We start from the raw sequence: 17,978 nt of genomic DNA, 5'->3' as shown, positions 1-17,978 counted from the left end.
AAATTTATTTTGACAAAATATAGTTGTTGAGGCATATAATAAGAATTTTTAACTTTGTCAACCAATGCACTTTATATAGAATTATCAACTTTTTTGCCGCATACGCTCTGCGGACTTCGTCAAAGAACCTTATATCTTCGACAGGCTCGGATACGCTTCGCGAAAGTGCAAGGATAGAATTAGTACTAAATCATACTAAAATTGTATTACATGTAAGATATATTATTAATTTTGCACAATAATGAGTAATCAGCCGCATACTTTGCAGTACTTCCTTCGGTCGCGTATAGTGGACATTTGATAAGATGAAATAGTACCGTGCGGGAAGGTGCCGCAGCTCGCGGTTGACAAAATATAGTTATTTAGTCATATAATGAAAAGAGCTATGAATAAAATATCATAGCTCTTTTTTTATTTTAATTTAATAATAATTTTTAATTTGCTGTAGTAGTTGTAGTACCGCCTGCTGCAGCTGTATCATCGGTAGTTGTAGTAGTACCATCTGTTACAGTTGCATCATCGGTAGTTGTAGCAGTACCATCTGTTGCTGTTGTTTCATCAGTAGTTGTAGTACCGTCTGTAGCAGTTGCATCATCGGTAGTTGTAGTAGTACCGTCTGTAGTAGCTGTATCATCAGTAGTAGTACCATCTGCTGCTGTTGTTTCATCAGTAGCAGTTCCGTCAGTTACAGTTGTATCAGTAGGTTCTTCTGTAACAGGAGGAGGCGGAACTTTAAGATTATCAATATCTTCTGCTTTGATATTTAAATCCATTCTTCTAATTACTGTTCTTGCCACTTCTATTTCAACGGCTTCTCCTAATGCATCAAGCAATGTTATTTCAGGATCCTCGTTTTTATACTGCTTCATTTCAAGTACATAGCCTTCAGCATCTCTAGCAACAGTAGTTTTATTTCTTCCGTCATTTTCTATATCAATAGTAACTCCGTCGGCTCTAACTTCATTAACAGTACTTCTTCCATCTACATAAGTTTTTGAAGTTGAAGTACTTCCGTCAGCTTCTGTTGTTGTAGTTTCTGTATTTCCTGCCACATCTCTTATAACTACTATACTAGAACCATTAGGTTTTACTGTAGTTGTTATACTGCTTGAATCTGCAGATACTATTTCTGTTACAGTACTTGAATCTTTATTCAAAGTAGTAGTTTCTCTTGAACCGTCCTGTCTTATTATTCTCTTTATAGTAGTTCCGTCAGGCATTTTTATTTCGCTTATAGTATCATTGGCAACAGTATCAGTTATAACAGTTCCGTCAACCTTTTTAGTTACAACTGTGAAAGAACCATCTTCATTATATGTTTTAGTAATAATGCTTCCGTCATCAGCTTTAACATTATATGAGAATGTTCCTGCACCTGCTCCAGATGAATTTCTTTCTTCCACTCTGCCGTCAGGATAAACTATTTTTAAATTACTTATTCCATTTGTATCAACTGTTGTAGTTCCTATACTTCCGTCTATATAATTAGCAACCACAACATAACTTCCATCTGGATTTTCAGTTTTTACTATAACTGCCCCATCAACACGTTTTGTTTCTGTTTTTATATTTCCTAAATTATCTTCAGTTCTTTTTACTTCTGTTCCGTCTAAACTTCTAGTGTAGAAGAATGCTCCGTTATCATCTTTATAATTTGTAGTTATAGAACCGTCGGATCTTTCTACTACAAATGCTTTATTACTGTCTAATGTCTTTCTGTTTATGAAAGAACCGTCAGGATATAAAGTATATTCAAAAGTATCTCCTGAAGCTGTTTTGGTATTGATAGATTTTGAATTATCTATCATATATGTTTCAACTCTTGTATCCCCATTTTCAAATACTGTTTCTATTTCCCTTTTTCCATAAGGATATATAGTATCTGAAACTTCATAATTATTTGAATACATTTTAGTTTTTTCTATCTTTCCATTTTCATAAACTATTCTAACGCCATTAGGATATATAGTTTCTCTTTCATAATCAAAATTAGGGAATATATTTTCTGTTGTTATGCTTCCGTCATTATTAGTATTTACCCTATAATTATTTGTGAATGGCATAAATCTTATAGAAGTATCATTGCTTCTTATCAAAGCTATAACTCTTTCTAATGATTCTTTTTGATAATAGTCACCTCCGACATTTGTCAAAAATATTTCATAAGATATAGCAGCATTAGTTATTTCACCAAGTGCTAAGAAAGTATGTCCCATATTAAGATAAGCACTATAATATAATGCCCAAGTATTATATGCATCTACTGAAGCAATATTAGTTTTTATCTCTACCATATTGCCGTTAGTATCCATAACATTAGTCATTATAACTATATTTGTAACTGTGAAAGGATTTTCTTCAGTTATTACATAAGTTGATCCGGTAGTTGTAGAATTTGTATTCATAACTACATTATTTGAATCTCCGGCATTTTGATTTGTATCAATACTTGGAGGTAAAGCTGTTTCTGAAGCAGCTGGATCTACAACTTCAAGATTAAAGTTAGTATTAGCCTCAAATATAACTGTTGTATTTGTAAATTCATAATCATTTGTATATGTATTTGTTATAACTACATTTGTAAATAATGGCAATTTTGTAAATGTACTATCCAATGTATTTTTTATATTTTCATTGGCTTGATTAAGATTATTTATAGCATCAGATATATAATTAGTATCAGATGCATTTGTCATCATAGTATTATTAGTTGATATTATATTTGTTGTTGGTGTAGTTATTGTATTTGTACTTAATAAATCTGTACTTATTGTATTAGTTGCAAGTCCATTTGTAAGTGAAAGATTTGTAATAGATTCATTTGAAGATATTTCATCAACATCAAAAACAAATACTGTATTAGTTACAACATTTTGAGAAACTGTATAATTAGTTAATACTTCATGATTTAATTTAGTTGTATATGGAGAATGCAAACGCTCTATTGATCTGTTATACCAAAGCAAAGCATCTTCATAATTTTTTAATTGATAGTATGAGTTTGCTATATTATTACAATAAGAATATGAATCATTTATATCAAATGCCAATTTATAATAGTCTATTGCATTTTGATACTGTTTATCTTGGAAATAACATGCTCCTATATAATAATAAAGCATGTCATTTGTAGATAATGGTCTTCTTTTCAAATATAAAAGAAAAGCTTCTCTTGCAAAATTATATTTTTTTTGGAAGAAAAGTTTTTCAGCATTATAAAATTCTCTGTCTATATTTCTTTCATCATTCGGTGCTGCATTCTGAGCAAATAATGATGATAATGATATCAATATACTAAATATTATAATAATTTTTTTCATAATAATATAATCCTTTTTTATTTTTAAGGATAATATTTAAAACTATCAGTTTTTTATATAGTCAAAATAATGATTAAATAGTGAGAAAAGTATATACTCACTATATCCTCTTACTTTTTTATTTTTATCTAAAACATCATTTAAAAATTCAAATGTTTTTTCATTAGGATTTTCTATATAATACAGTCTTTCTTTAGATAAAGATAAACTCTCATTCTTTATCATTTTAATAATAGAAAGTTCTTTTAATTTATCCTTTTTATCTTCTCTGCTAGCCTGATACGAAAATAAGCGTTTAACTAAATTTTCAAACACTATTTTGTTATACATTACAGCACGTCTTACATCTGTATCAACACTGCCGTCATAATTACTAATTTCGCTGTCAAATATAGCTATAGATATAGCAGATCTTATGTCAGCGAATACTGCTTTTTCTTCTTTTAGTTTAAATTTTTTATTAGACATAATACTAGAAAATTTTACCTTTATTTAAAATATAATACAAAATATTATATCGACAAAGATAAAATTTTAATTAGACTAAAAAAATCCCCTTCCATAAATATATTATGAAAGGGGGAAAATTATTTAATATTATTAAAAATTATTTGTTTTTAATAGGATCATTAGGGTTTGAAGCAGCTTCTTTTTTAGATAATCCGCGAGCCCATTGACCTGTAATGAATAATTCTATAACTGCTAATATTATCATAATAGCAGCTATTGCAGCTAATACATAACCGTCAAAAGTAGCTTTCATAACATTAGTATATACTACTAAGCATAAAGCGGAAAGAGTAACAGCAAACATGAATACTAAAGGAATAATAGTTTCCCAAGAGTTTCTTTTTTGAGTATTTTTTATCCAAGCAGCAACAGCAAGTAATGCTAAACCTGCTAATAATTGGTTAGCACTTCCAAATATAGGCCATATTCTTTCATAGCCGTAAAGAGTAAATCCTAAAGATATGGCAACAGTAATACCTGTAGCAAGATAAGGATTTGTAAATACGGTTTTTACTGTTCTTCCATCTTCAGTATAGTATTCACCCAATTCTTGAACCAAGTATCTTCCTATACGAGTGGCACTGTCTAAAGAAGTTAAAGTAAAAGAAGCGAATGCTAAAGTAACAAAAGTTTGACCTAATCCCATAGGTATTCCAAAAGAATTCATAAATGTTGCAACGCCTAAAGCAAATCTAGCAGCTGGAGTTCCTTCAGTATTTCCTGCAATTGCAGCAACGCTCATTAAAGCAACTATTGCAACTATACCTTCTATAAGCATAGCTCCGTAACCTACAAGTTTAGCATCTTTTTCGCTATTAAGCTGTTTAGCACTAGTTCCAGAACTTACTAAAGAGTGAAAACCTGATATAGCTCCGCAGGCAACGGTAATAAATAGTATAGGAAACAAATAATTGCCAGCACTAGGCAAAAAGCCATTGAAAGCGGACATTTCTACAGAAGGTCTCATAATTATCAAACCAACTACTCCTCCTGCTACCATAGCATATAATAAAAAAGAAGACAAATAGTCTCTAGGCTGCAGAAGTATCCACACAGGCAGAAGAGAAGCACATATTATATATATTACCAATATTATTTGCCAATGAACTTTAGTTAAAGCTAAGAACGGAAATTTATCAGATAAAAAAACTACAGCCGCTAATAGCACAACTCCTATTACAGTTGAAACAGTTACGTTTACGCCTCTTCTATAAACCAAAAAACCGAATAACAATGCCAAAACTATAAAAAGCATACTCGCAGTGCCTGCAGCAGCTTTCTGTTTTTCCGCTAAATCTATAGCGTCAATATTTCCAACTGTCTGAACGTTTACTGCGAAAGTACCTGCTGTAATATCCAAAAATGCAGCAACAACTAAACAAATGGTAATGAAAGCATAAAGAGTGAACATTATCTTACCTTTTTGGCTAACATTACTTCTTATAACTTCTCCGATAGATTTACCTTCATGTCTTAAAGAAGCAAGTAATGAACCGTAATCATGCACACCTCCGAAGAATACGCATCCGAATATAATCCATAAATACACAGGCAGCCAGCCGAACATAGTAGCAATAATAGGACCTGTAATAGGACCGGCTCCAGCTATTGAAGAAAAATGGTGTCCTAATAATACTTTAGCATCTGTAGGAACATAGTCTCTGCCATCAGGTCTAGTATGAGCAGGAGTCTTTCTGCCCGGATCTACACCCCATTTTTTCGCTAGATATGAACCGTAAGTTATATAGGCTATGAAAAATATAATCATACCTAACAATAGAAGAATGAAAGCATTCATTTTTATCTCCTTTTTTATTTGTTTTATAACCTCCTAAAAATCCGAAAGAAGAAGTTTTAACTCTTTCTTACGCATTTTAGGTAAGTATACATTTTTATCTGCCATAGACACTATAGCATACTGTGTCTCTGACCAGCCATGAAATAATAGTTTGTAATTAACTTTATAAAAAAACTTTTTAGCCATCTTCTCCCATTCTTTTTCTAATGGACTTTCTGTTACTAATATGCCTGTAATTACACTTCTTTTATGAAATTTGTTAGGGTTTGAAAGTATAGGAGTTAATCTAATTAACATATCCTGAAAATTTTCTATATCTTCCTTCTTTAAGTCTTTAATAAATCTCAAAAGCATGTGCTCAAATACTGAATAACCTTCATATACTGTAGATTTTGTTATAAATGATTTAAAAAAGTCATTTCTATGAAAAGCATAAAGATCAAAATATTCATCTTCTTTTGTAATTTCATATTCTAAATCAAAATGTCTCATCAATTTTTCTGAAACATTGAATATGTATTTTTTTACATTTTCATTATCGATGTGAAGTTTAGCCATGTTAATTTCTCCATGCTATATATTATATAAAGATTTTTTCCATTGTCAAGTTTCTATACATATCAATTAGTATTAATTATTATTTAGTACTATATATTGAAAACCTCAAATTTTTACGTATTTTACATATTAAAAATATAAATTAATCATATAATAATATTAAATTATCACTTATAAAACAAAAAACTTATTTTTATACTATAAAGTATAATCAATATTGTATACAGTAATTACATATATGTAATTATAAATAGTTTTTCACTAATTACTATTTATAAAATTTTTTTATATTTTTTTATAATAAAAAAGGCTACCATTAAATAAATAATGATAGCCACAAAATTTTTAACTATTTATATGTTTATAAATCAATATACACCATTATAAGCATCTAAATACATCTGTTTGATCTCTTTCATTAAAGGATAAACAGGGTTAGCACCAGTACATTGGTCATTAAATGCTTGTTCAACTATAGTGTCAAGTTTAGCCATAAAGTCTTCTTCTTTAACACCATATTCTCTTATAGACAAAGGTATATCCAATTCTTTTTTAAGATTATTGATAGCATTTATCAAATTAGTAACTTTTTCTGCATTATCTTTACCGCCAAGATTTAATAAATCAGCAACTGCAGCATATCTTTCCTGACCATGAGGATATTTATATTGAGGGAATAAACCTTGTTTTAAAGGTTTTTCATTAGCATTATATTTAACAACCTGACATATAAGTAAAGCATTAGCAAAACCGTGAGGTATATTGAAAGCAGCACCTAATTTGTGAGCCATAGAGTGACAAACACCTAAGAAAGCGTTAGCAAAAGCCATACCAGCAAGAGAAGCAGCATAATGCATATTTTCACGAGCTACTGGGTTGCTTGCACCTTCTTTATATGAAGCAGGTAAATATTTGAATATAAGTTTTATAGCTTTTTCAGCATTACAGTTAGAGAATTCTGTAGCACATATAGAAGCATAAGCCTCAAGAGCATGTGTTAAAGAGTCTATACCGCTTGCAGCACAAAGACTTTTTGGCATACTCATAACTAAATTAGCATCTAATATAGCCATATTAGGAGTTAAAGCATAATCAGTTATTGGGTATTTAATATGTGTAGCATCATCTGTAATAACAGCAAATGGAGTAGTTTCAGAACCTGTACCTGATGTAGTAGGTATAGCAACAAATTCTGCTTTTTTACCTAATTCGCCGGCATCGCATATTCTTTTTCTTATATCCATAAATACCATAGCTATATCTTCAAATTTAACTTGTGGGTTTTCATATAATAACCAAGCTATTTTACCAGCGTCTATTGGAGAACCGCCTCCTAAAGCTATAATTACATCTGGTTCAAAAGATTTAGCAACTTTTAATATATCCATTACAGTTCCAATAGTTGGATCTGGTTTAACATCAGAGAATATAGAATATTGTACTCCTATATCATCTAATACTTTAGTAACATTATCAGTGATACCTAATTTAAATAAAGGTCCGTCTGTAATGATAAGAGCTCTTTTTTTATCAGCATACTCTCTTAAAGCAACATCTAAAGAACCTCTTTTTAAATATATTTTTCTTGGTACTTTATACCATAACATATTTTCTCTCCTTGAAGCTACTGATTTAATATTTAATAGATGTTTAACACCAACGTTTTCACTTGTAGAGTTATTACCCCAGCTTCCGCAACCTAATGTCAAAGACGGCTCTAATCTGAAGTTATAAACATCTCCTATAGCTCCTTGAGAAGATGGCATATTTACAAGTATTCTTCCTGTAGGCATTTTCTCATAGAATTTTTCTATTCTTTCTTTTTGATTGTCTTCATCTGTGTATAATACTGAAGTGTGTCCAAGTCCGCCGAATACGATTAAGCTATGAGCTTTATTTAAAGCATCTTCATAGTCTTCAGCTTTGTACATACCAAGTACTGGTGATAATTTTTCATAAGAGAATGCTTCTTCTTTGCTAATAGCACTAGCTTCACCTATAAGAACTTTTGTTTCTTCTGGAACTGTAACACCAGCCATTTGAGCTATAACATAAGCAGGCTGACCTACTATTTTAGCATTTAAAGCTCCGTCTATAATCATTACTTTACTAAGTTTAGCTTTTTCTTCTTCATTTAAAAGATAAGCACCTCTGTAAAGGAATTCTTTTTTAACTTCTTCATAAACATCTTTTACAACTACAACAGTTTGTTCACTAGCACATATCATACCATTATCAAAAGTTTTACTCATTAAAACTGAGCTAACAGCCATTTTTATATCAGCTGTTTCATCTATAATAGCAGGAGTGTTACCAGCACCTACACCTAAAGCAGGTTTACCGCTAGAATAAGCAGCTTTAACCATACCAGGTCCGCCTGTAGCAAGTATTAAATCTATTTGAGGGTGACTCATTAAAGCAGCTGAAAGTTCAACTGTAGGTTCTTGTATACAACCTATAAGTCCGTCTGGAGCTCCGTTTGCAACAGCTACTTCATTAATGATTTTACATACTTCATAAGTACATTTTTTTGCTCTTGGGTGAGGAGAAAATACTATAGCATTTCTTGTTTTTAAAGTTATTAATGCTTTGAATGCTGCTGTAGATGTTGGGTTTGTAGTAGGTACAACACCAGCTATTACACCTATAGGTTCAGCAACTTTTTTCATTCCCATTGCTACATCTTCACTAATGATGCCGCAAGTTTTCATATCTTTATATTTATTATAAATATACTCTGAAGCGAAGTGATTTTTTATAACTTTGTCTTCAACAACGCCCATTCCTGTTTCTTCGCAAGCCATTTTTGCTAAAGGTATTCTTCTGCTATTAATTGCAATGGCACATGCTTTGAATATAGCATCTACTTGCTCTTGTGTAAAAGTAGCATATATTTCTTGTGCTTTTTTTGCTTTTGCTATTAATTCGTCGAGTACAGAATTTCCGCTTTTTACATTAGTCTCTTTGCTCATCTATATCTCCTATTTTTTAATTGTGATAAAATTATCAAATATTGTATCACATACTAACATAAAGTCAATAGCTAAAATAGTATACAACATAAATTAATACAAAAAAATATATTAGTATATAAATAATTATACTATTTCATCATTTATTAAGTATATTCATATTAATAATCGATAAGAAATTCACATATATAACACTTAATTATGAAAAATATTATTAATTTTCTAAAGTAATAAAGGATTATTTAATAAATGACAAAAAATTATTAGATATTATGAAATGAATTTATGACATAAATAATAAAAATTTAAAAATTGATTAATAAAAAATTATCCGTTTAAAGTATAAAAATACTAAAAACGACTAATTTTATAAATTTTAAGAGTTATAGGAAAGAACCTTCTAATTTAGTATCACCTAATAGATGTTTTTCTATAGATGCTGCTATTGATACAAAAGAATTTCTAACACCTATATCAACATTATTTTTTAATTTTTTTCCATAAGCCAATATAGGTATATATTCCCTAGTATGATCGCTTCCTTTGTAAGTTGGATCGCATCCATGATCTGCTGTTATAATAAACAAATCATCTTCATTTAAATTTTCAATCATTTCTGGAATATATTTATCAAATTCTTCCAAAGCATTTTTATATCCTTTAGGGTCTCTCCTATGACCATAAAGCATATCAAAATCAACCAAATTGGTAAATATTAATCCTTCATTAACTTCCTTAATAGCTTTAATTGTTTTTTCTATGCCATCAAGATTGTTTTTATTTGTTTTTCTGTTCTCTGTTATTCCGACACCTGCAAATATATCGCTTGTTTTTCCAATACCAATAACTGGTAAATTATGATTTTTCAATCTGTCAAGCATAGTCTCACCGCTTGGAGGTACGGAATAATCATGTCTTCTTTCTGTTCTTTTATAATTACCTTTGGTTCCTATATAAGGTCTTGCTATAACTCTAGCTATAGGAGAATATTCATTACATATTTCAAGAGATTTTTCACATATTTTATAAAGCTCATCTATTGGTATTAATTCTTCATGTGCTGCTATTTGAAGTACTGAATCTGCTGAAGTATAAACTATTAAAGCACCATCTTTGAATTGTTCATCTGCATAATCATCTATTACTTCAGTTCCTGAATAAGGCTTATTACATACTACCCTTCTTCCTGAAAATTCTTCTATCTTTTTTATAGTAATTTCTGGAAAACCATTTGGATATGTATTAAAAGGTTTTGTTGAAACAAGTCCTGCTATTTCCCAGTGACCTGTTGTTGTATCTTTTGCTTTTGAAGTTTCCATTGCTTTCCCATAGTACCCTGCAGCATTACTATTTTTAGAAACCCCTTCTATATCTATTATATTACCAAGTCCTATTTTCTCCATATTAGGAAGACTAACTCCGCCTTCAGCTTTAGCTAAATGAGCAAGAGTATTTACGCCTTCATCACCAAAATCAGCTGCATCTGGTAAAGCACCAACACCGCAGCTGTCTACTACTATTAAAACGGCTTTCTTTTTACTCATATTTAAATCCTTTGAAAATTGCATTCAATTTAATATAACCATTATAAAATAATAACATAAAAACAATAAGCATAAAAAAAGAGGATAGCATTACACCACCCTCTTAAAAGTATAAAAATATTATAAATATTATTTTTTGCATCCTTTAGGTTTTTCATAACCAATTGCATCAGCCAATTCTTGGTCTATAACAACAACAACATCATTATGAAGTTTAAGGAAAGTAACTGGACATTTTGTTGTAACTTTATCATTAGTCAAAAGTTCTTTCATAGCAGCAGCTTTGCCTTTACCAATAGCAGCTATAACTATTTTTTTAGCTTTTAATATTCCGCCCATACCCATACTGAATGCTTCTCTAGGAACATCTTTTTCTGATTCAAAGAATCTTGCATTTGCTTTAATTGTTTTTTCATCAAGTTTAACACATAAAGCATTAGCATGTAAAGCTTCATCAGGTTCATTGAAAGCAATATGACCGTTAGGGCCTACACCTAATAATTGTATATCTCTAGGTAATTTATCTATTTTTTTATTGAATTCATCTAATATTTTTTCTTTATCGCCTATACCGCTTGGAACGAAAGTATTTTTTTTATCGATATTAACATGATCAAATAGATTTTTATTCATAAAATATCTATAGCTCTGCTCATTTTTAGGATCAAGTCCCTTATATTCATCTAAGTTTACAGATTTAACTTCTTTAAAATCTATTTCTTTTTTCTCATAAGCTTTAATTAAATGAGGATATACAGCCTCAGCAGTACCTCCTGTAGCAAGTCCTAAAACAGCATCTTTTTTAACTTTAAGTAAATTGATAATTTCTGCTGCTGTTTTTTTACCAACTCCATTAGCGTCTTTAGCAACAATTACTTTTAAACCCATAATTATATTCTCCTTTATTAATTTGGATTATTATATTTTTCATAAATTCGCCTTTTACAAAATTATAACACATATATTATTTATTATCAAATATAACGATTTTTTTATTAATTTTTTCTATTGATTTTGATATAATTAAATATACAATTCTTAATAATAAAATTTGTAAGGAAAAAATAATGAGCAATCGTATAAAAGTAAAAGCTGCAATATTTGATTTTGACGGTACTTTAGTTGATAGTGAAAGTTTATACACAAAAGCATTAATTTATACTTCTAATGAAATGAATGTTTTAAAAGATGTAGATTTCAAATCTTTTGCCGGTTATCAAACTCAAGATATAGACAATATATTAAAAAAAGAAGGACATAATATACCTGATAATTTTTTCAAAGAAGCTGAAATATATTTTAGAAAAATTATAGAAACTGATTTAGAAACTTTTGAAGGCGTATACGAAATATTAGAGAAATTAAAAAATATTGATATTGTTATAGCATCTAACAGTAATATTGATTATGTAACAAGAATGTCTGACAAAAAAGAAATATCTAAATATATGAAAGGCTATTCCTGCCACAATGAAAATTTAAAAGCAAAACCTGAACCAGATTTATTTTTAAATGCTTTTGAATTATTAAAAAAATTAAATCCTAATATACAAAAAGAAAATGTGATAATATTTGAAGACAGCATTGCTGGTATTTTAGGAGCGAAAAAAACTGGAATAACTACTATAGCTATTACTAACACTTATGATAAAGAAAAACTATTTGAAAATGGTGCTGATATTGTTGTTGATAGAATAGATAAGGCACTAGATTATATAGAAATAATTTAATAACAATTTTATTTAAATAAAATATCAAAAAATAAAGGGAGGCATAAAAAATATGCTCTCCCTTTTTTATATTAATTTAATATATATTTATTACATATCAGCTATGAATTTATACATTGGGAATTTTTTGCATAAAGCAGCAACTTTTTTAGCAACAGCATTAATAATTTTTTCATCATTACTATTGCTTAATACTTCATCAATGTATTGAGTTAATTCCATAACATCTTTTTCTTTTAGACCTCTAGTAGTAATAGCTGGAGTACCAAGTCTTATACCGCTAGTAACCATTGGAGATTCTGTATCATAAGGTATGCCGTTTTTATTAGTAGTGATATGAGCTCTATCCAATATAGTCTCAGCAACCTGTCCTGTAATGCCTTTAGAAGCTTTAACATCTACTAATATTAAATGAGTATCAGTTCCGCCTGCAACTAATTCATAACCTTTAGCAAGGAATATATTGGCCATAGCTTCAGCATTCTTTAAAACTTGTTCCTGATATTTAACAAATTTAGGATCTAATGCTTCTTTAAAACATACTGCTTTAGCAGCAATAACATGCATTAAAGGGCCGCCTTGTATGCCAGGGAATATAGTTTTATCTATTTTTTTAGCTAATTCTTCTTCAGTAGATATAATATATCCGCCGCGAGGTCCTCTTAAAGTTTTATGAGTAGTACCAGTAACAAAATGTGCATACTCAACAGGATTAGGGTGAAGTCCTGCAGCTACTAATCCAGAAATATGAGCCATATCAACCATTAACATAGCATCCACTTCATCTGCTATCTCTCTAAATTTTTTGAAATCAATGAATCTAGGATAAGCACTTCCGCCTGCAACTATCAATTTAGGCTTAACTTTTTTAGCTATATCTCTAACTTCATTATAATCTATTTGCATAGTGTCTTTTCTAACACTGTAATGCTCAAAATTATATATTTTACCAGAGAAATTTACATTTTTACCATGAGTTAAATGTCCGCCTGCATCCAATGATAAACCTAAACAAGTATCGCCAGGCTGCAACACTGCCATATAAACACCCATATTAGCTTGTGAACCAGAATGAGGCTGCACATTAATAAATGGTGCTTTAAACAATTTCTTTCCTCTTTCTCTAGCTAAATTCTCTACAACATCAACCTCACTGCATCCGCCGTAATATCTTTTAGATGGATAGCCTTCAGCATATTTGTTTGTAAATATAGAACCTTGTGCTTCCATAACAGCACGTGATACTATATTCTCACTAGCTATAAGTTCAAAACCACTAACTTCCCTTTTATATTCGTTTTTCATTGCTGCAAATATTTCTCTATCAGCAGTTTTTAATGGAACTTCAGATACATAATATTTAGGAGCAGCTACTTTCTTTTCCACTGTTTTCACAGCCTTTTTATCAGTTTTTTTTGATGCGGCTTTTTTAACAGCAACTGTTTTCTTAGCAGATTTTGATGAACTTTTATCTGCTGCCTTTTTTTTAGACACAGCCATATTTCCTCCAATGAAATTTTACTTATATTTAATGATATACTAATATAGTTTTTTTTTCAATTATTATACATATATGAAGTATATTTTTTTAACTTTATAATTCAATAACTTAAAAAATTTATTTTAACAAAACACTATATAGGTATTGATTTTTTTATTTTAAATGTTAGAATATACTAACAAATTAAAAAACATACTAACATTTTCATTAAAGGATTATAAATGAAATATATAATCATCTTCTCTATTATAATTACAAATTTTTTATATTCATACAATTCAAAAGAAATAAATAACTTTTATAATAATTACTATTCTTCAAATTATAATATAAAAGATATTGAAAATAATAATTCAAAAACTTATAAAAATATATATCATCTAGTAAAATCAAAAAATATACAAAATGAGAAGGAAAAATACAATTACTTAAAAGAAGCAATAAATTACAATACCAATTATATAGAATCTAATGATATTGATTATTTAATAAGCGTATCTGAATTGATGAGCTATATAGTTTATTACTCAGGACTTTCTGAAAAAATTTCATTTGGAACAAAAAGCAAAGAAATATATAAAAAGATTTTAGAAACAGATGATTCAAACTTTTTTGCACTTCTTGGTACTGCTATAGGCTATATGCATGCTCCAGCTATAGCAGGTGGAAGTAATAAAAAGGCTTTTGAATATTTTAATAAGGCATTGGATAATGCAAAAGAAAAGTATCAAAAATATTTATCTTATATTTGGCTGTCTCAGTATTATTTCAAAGTAAAAGACAAAGAAAATTATAATAAATACATTGAAATGAGTAAAAGCATATATTCAGACGGACAATTATTAAAGGAGGCAATAGAAAGAAACAATACCAAAAACAAACCATTATAAGAGTAAAAAATAAAAACAGATTTAATAGTGATAGGGTTTTATAATAAAAAATATTGTATTAATAAATACAGAGTTGTTAAAAAAATTATAAACAAAAATAAGGATAATAATATGAAACGTTTATATTTAATTTTAGCAGCTTTAATAATAAGTGTATACAATGTATTTGCTTATACTGTTGTAGAAGATTTTAATGACTTTTTAGTTGATGAAAATCAATTAAGAATAAGACTTGACAGATTAGGAGTATTGGCAGGAACTGAGAATTTAAGATTTATGGTTGGAGTATCAGGTGAAACTGCAGGAGTATTGCTTGATAACTTAGACAGCGGTACTGAAGGAGGAATAAGTACTTTCAGACCTGCGGCTATAGCTGGATTCGGATACAAAACAGATAGTTTCGGTATAGGTTTGGGCTATCAATTCAAATATGTATCAGGTTCTTGGCAGGCACATACTCCTATAATCACAGCTACTGCCTTGAATGATAATTTGAGAATCAATGTACCTGTTACAATAGGGGTAGGAAGCGGAAGCGTTAATGACGGAGATATAGCCGTTTCAACAGATATAAGAGCGGAATACTATACGGGAAATGATATATTCAGCAGAATAAGAGTCAATCTTAAATACGGTATGTATAAATTAAAAGCCAATTCAAGCAGAAGCGGAACTTTAGCAGGAAATGGAATTATAAGTATGAGACCTGTAACTGGAACAGTAGGAGAAAATGGTAAATACGGATTTATAGAAGATACTGTAGGGCAATCTATAGGTATAGATGTGAGAGGATATTTTATAGCAGCAACTGACCCTATATTGATAGAGCCTCAGGTAAGAGTAGTATATCAAGGATCAATAGCTGACTTTACAGGAACTTCATATACTGTAACAACACCTGCAGGAACTAAAGAAGGAGGAGCTAAATTCGGACTTTACAATATAGATGCTTCAAATCCTATAGGTGCTTTTGAATTAGGAAATTCAGGAACAATCGCATCAGCACCATATTATGACTTTACTGCTCATAATATAATGCTTACAGGGGAAGGAGCTTCTATAGAAATAGGAGGAACAGAATATTATATTACAAAACCTCAGTTTATAGGTGTATCTATGCCAGTGGGTTTTACTGCTGAAAGCGAGTTTATAAGCGTATATTTAGAACCTGCTATTTCATTTTCTATGCTTACTGGAGGAGTTAATACTTATGCTAGCAGTTCAAAACCTGTAAGAATACCGCCTTTGTTCTACTCTGTTGGATATTTGGTATACGGAGAATTATATATCACTCCTAAACCTAATTTGGAATGGTATTTTGAAGCTCAGATTGGAGGTGCTACTACTGTTGATGGTATAGGTAATAGTGCGAACAGCAGTTTAGCATTTAATGGAAGTACTGGTATCACTTGGAAATTTTAAAATTAGCTAAATTATTGATATTGGGAAATATATTTATTGGGTGTCTTAAAATAAGATGCCCAATATAAATTAAAAGGTAAAAAATGAATATAGTACAAAATAATATAACAATATTTTGCAATAACAAAGAATATAAAATACATAAAAAAAGAGAAAAAGAAAAAGAATCTATTTTATGTATGATAGAAATTTACTGCAAACATAATCATAAAGAATATCATAAAAACTATAACAAAACATTTGGAAGCAAAAATATTTGCAGAGAATGCGAAGAAATATATCATTATGCATGTGAAAGGACAGATAGATGCAGGTTTATAGAAACTAAAACATTTTGCAGTGCCTGCCCTTCTCCTTGTTATAAAAAAGATATGAAAGAAAAAATAAAAAAAATAATGGCTTTCTCTGGAAAAAGAATGTTATTTTACCGCCCAATAACAGCATTAAAACATATATTTGTAATGATAAAACATAATTTTAATAAAAATAAAAAATTAGATTTTAAAGGAGCTATATGAGAATATTATTTATAATTTTAGGTTTTATATTTGTCGCAATAGGTGCTGTAGGAATAGCAGTTCCAATACTTCCTACTACCCCATTTCTATTATTAGCTTCTTTCTTTTTTGCAAAAGGTTCTAAAAGATTTCATGATTGGTTCACAAGCACAAAATTATACAAAAAACATTTAGAAAGTTTTGTAAAATCAAGAGCTATGACTTTGAAATCAAAATTAAGCATACTTTTGCCTGTGAGTGCCATGCTTATAATTACATTCATATTTGTAAATAATCTGCATGTCAGAATAGTTCTTGTAATATTATTCATTGGAAAATATTTATACTTCTTTACACAAATAAAAACTATAAAAAATAGTGAAGAATATATAAACAATGCTGTATTAGAAGAAAATAATGAAATGAACCTAAATAATAAACAAAAATTATAATAATCTAAAAAATAATAAATAACGCTCTTTAGTTATATTTTTGGGAGATGATAATGAAAATATTTAAATATATTTTTATAGGGATAATTGTATTTTTATCTTTATTTAGTTTTGCCTATTCCAATGAAAATACTGAAACTAATGAAAACATTAATGAAAAGAAAGGCTTTCAATCAGTATTATACAATAGATTTTTTTCTATAGGTTTATTCAGCAGTGCAGATTCTATAAAGACAACTGTTAATATAGAATTAGGATTCAAAATAATGAAATATAATAATTTTCAAATAAAAAGTTATACAGCAATCACTGGTTCAAAAATATATGATGACAGCCCTCAAATGTATCAATTAGGAATTATGCAAAAATTTACATTTGGAGGCAATGATGAATATACTGGAAAAATAAGTATTTCAAGATACGGTTTTGCTTTCGGAAGTTTTGGAGTATTATCATTTGATGCCGATAAAAGCGGAAAATTTTTATTTTCAGCTCCATTTTATTGGGAAGTAGGAGGCGGTGCTGGTTTCAATATAAATGTAAGCGAACATGTATCAATAGTATTGGAATTTGGCGGGGGACTTCATGTAGTACATAATGGAAAAGAACTTGGATATCCTGAAAAAATTAATAAGGCAGGATTTGGAAGAATGAGCATAGGCGGCAGATATTATTTCTAATAAAAAAGCGAATTGTAGTCAGCTAGCGAGTTTATTCACTAGCTTATTATAGGCATAAACAAGCGTAACAATAATAATAAAAAATGCTAGTGATAAACTTGCTA

14 protein-coding genes are annotated in these 17,978 nt (G+C 29.4%); 6 read left to right on the top strand and 8 right to left on the bottom strand.

What is annotated here, in order from left to right:
* Positions 1-434 precede the first annotated feature (434 nt).
* The 7 genes from R4K56_RS12815 to R4K56_RS12785 form a co-directional block, all read right to left on the bottom strand.
* A complete protein-coding gene (locus tag R4K56_RS12815; protein WP_335772597.1) occupies positions 435-3,320 on the bottom strand; it encodes a tetratricopeptide repeat protein in 2,886 nt (961 codons plus the stop codon).
* A 45-nt stretch (positions 3,321-3,365) separates the two neighbouring features.
* The gene (locus R4K56_RS12810) at positions 3,366-3,788 is read right to left on the bottom strand and encodes a hypothetical protein (protein WP_297298039.1); all 423 of its coding nucleotides are present in this window, start codon (positions 3,786-3,788) and stop codon (positions 3,366-3,368) included.
* A gap of 139 nt (positions 3,789-3,927) precedes the next feature.
* On the bottom strand, positions 3,928-5,628 hold the full coding sequence (locus tag R4K56_RS12805) for a carbon starvation CstA family protein (protein WP_335772596.1): 1,701 nt from the start codon (positions 5,626-5,628) through the stop codon (positions 3,928-3,930).
* Positions 5,629-5,661: 33 nt separating this feature from the next.
* Positions 5,662-6,186: a DUF8052 family protein gene (locus R4K56_RS12800; protein WP_335772595.1), complete on the bottom strand. Its 525-nt coding sequence runs from the start codon at positions 6,184-6,186 to the stop codon at positions 5,662-5,664.
* A 368-nt stretch (positions 6,187-6,554) separates the two neighbouring features.
* Complete coding sequence (adhE, locus tag R4K56_RS12795) at positions 6,555-9,158, bottom strand: bifunctional acetaldehyde-CoA/alcohol dehydrogenase (RefSeq protein ID WP_335760622.1); 2,604 nt, start codon at positions 9,156-9,158, stop codon at positions 6,555-6,557.
* Between the two features lie 383 nt (positions 9,159-9,541).
* The gene (locus R4K56_RS12790) at positions 9,542-10,702 is read right to left on the bottom strand and encodes a phosphopentomutase (RefSeq protein ID WP_335772594.1); all 1,161 of its coding nucleotides are present in this window, start codon (positions 10,700-10,702) and stop codon (positions 9,542-9,544) included.
* Positions 10,703-10,831: 129 nt separating this feature from the next.
* Complete coding sequence (locus R4K56_RS12785) at positions 10,832-11,590, bottom strand: glucosamine-6-phosphate deaminase (protein WP_297298029.1); 759 nt, start codon at positions 11,588-11,590, stop codon at positions 10,832-10,834.
* Positions 11,591-11,769: 179 nt separating this feature from the next.
* Between R4K56_RS12785 and R4K56_RS12780 the strand changes: the two genes are divergently transcribed.
* Positions 11,770-12,432, top strand: coding sequence for an HAD family hydrolase (locus R4K56_RS12780; RefSeq protein WP_335769096.1), 663 nt, complete (start codon positions 11,770-11,772; stop codon positions 12,430-12,432).
* 90 nt (positions 12,433-12,522) lie between these two features.
* Here R4K56_RS12780 and R4K56_RS12775 read toward each other — a convergent pair whose 3' ends face one another.
* A complete protein-coding gene (locus R4K56_RS12775) occupies positions 12,523-13,932 on the bottom strand; it encodes a serine hydroxymethyltransferase (protein ID WP_297298025.1) in 1,410 nt (469 codons plus the stop codon).
* A 222-nt stretch (positions 13,933-14,154) separates the two neighbouring features.
* Here R4K56_RS12775 and R4K56_RS12770 point away from each other — a divergent pair, with 222 nt between their 5' ends.
* The 5 genes from R4K56_RS12770 (at position 14,155) to R4K56_RS12750 (ending at position 17,874) form a co-directional block, all read left to right on the top strand.
* A complete protein-coding gene (locus R4K56_RS12770; protein WP_335760625.1) occupies positions 14,155-14,823 on the top strand; it encodes a hypothetical protein in 669 nt (222 codons plus the stop codon).
* A gap of 111 nt (positions 14,824-14,934) precedes the next feature.
* Positions 14,935-16,245 (top strand): variable surface protein VspJ, encoded by a 1,311-nt coding sequence (locus R4K56_RS12765; protein ID WP_335772593.1) that lies wholly within the window; start codon positions 14,935-14,937, stop codon positions 16,243-16,245.
* Between the two features lie 83 nt (positions 16,246-16,328).
* A complete protein-coding gene (locus R4K56_RS12760) occupies positions 16,329-16,763 on the top strand; it encodes a nitrous oxide-stimulated promoter family protein (RefSeq protein WP_335772592.1) in 435 nt (144 codons plus the stop codon).
* Positions 16,760-17,194 carry a YbaN family protein gene (locus tag R4K56_RS12755; protein WP_335756418.1) on the top strand — a complete coding sequence of 145 codons (435 nt, stop codon included), beginning with the start codon at positions 16,760-16,762 and terminating at the stop codon, positions 17,192-17,194. Before R4K56_RS12760 ends, R4K56_RS12755 begins: the two co-directional genes overlap by 4 nt.
* A gap of 53 nt (positions 17,195-17,247) precedes the next feature.
* On the top strand, positions 17,248-17,874 hold the full coding sequence (locus tag R4K56_RS12750; RefSeq protein WP_335772591.1) for a hypothetical protein: 627 nt from the start codon (positions 17,248-17,250) through the stop codon (positions 17,872-17,874).
* Positions 17,875-17,978: the final 104 nt, after the last annotated feature.

The organism is Brachyspira pulli (assembly GCF_036997785.1).
Taxonomy (GTDB): domain Bacteria; phylum Spirochaetota; class Brachyspiria; order Brachyspirales; family Brachyspiraceae; genus Brachyspira; species Brachyspira pulli.
This window is presented reverse-complemented; position numbering and strand designations above follow the sequence as displayed.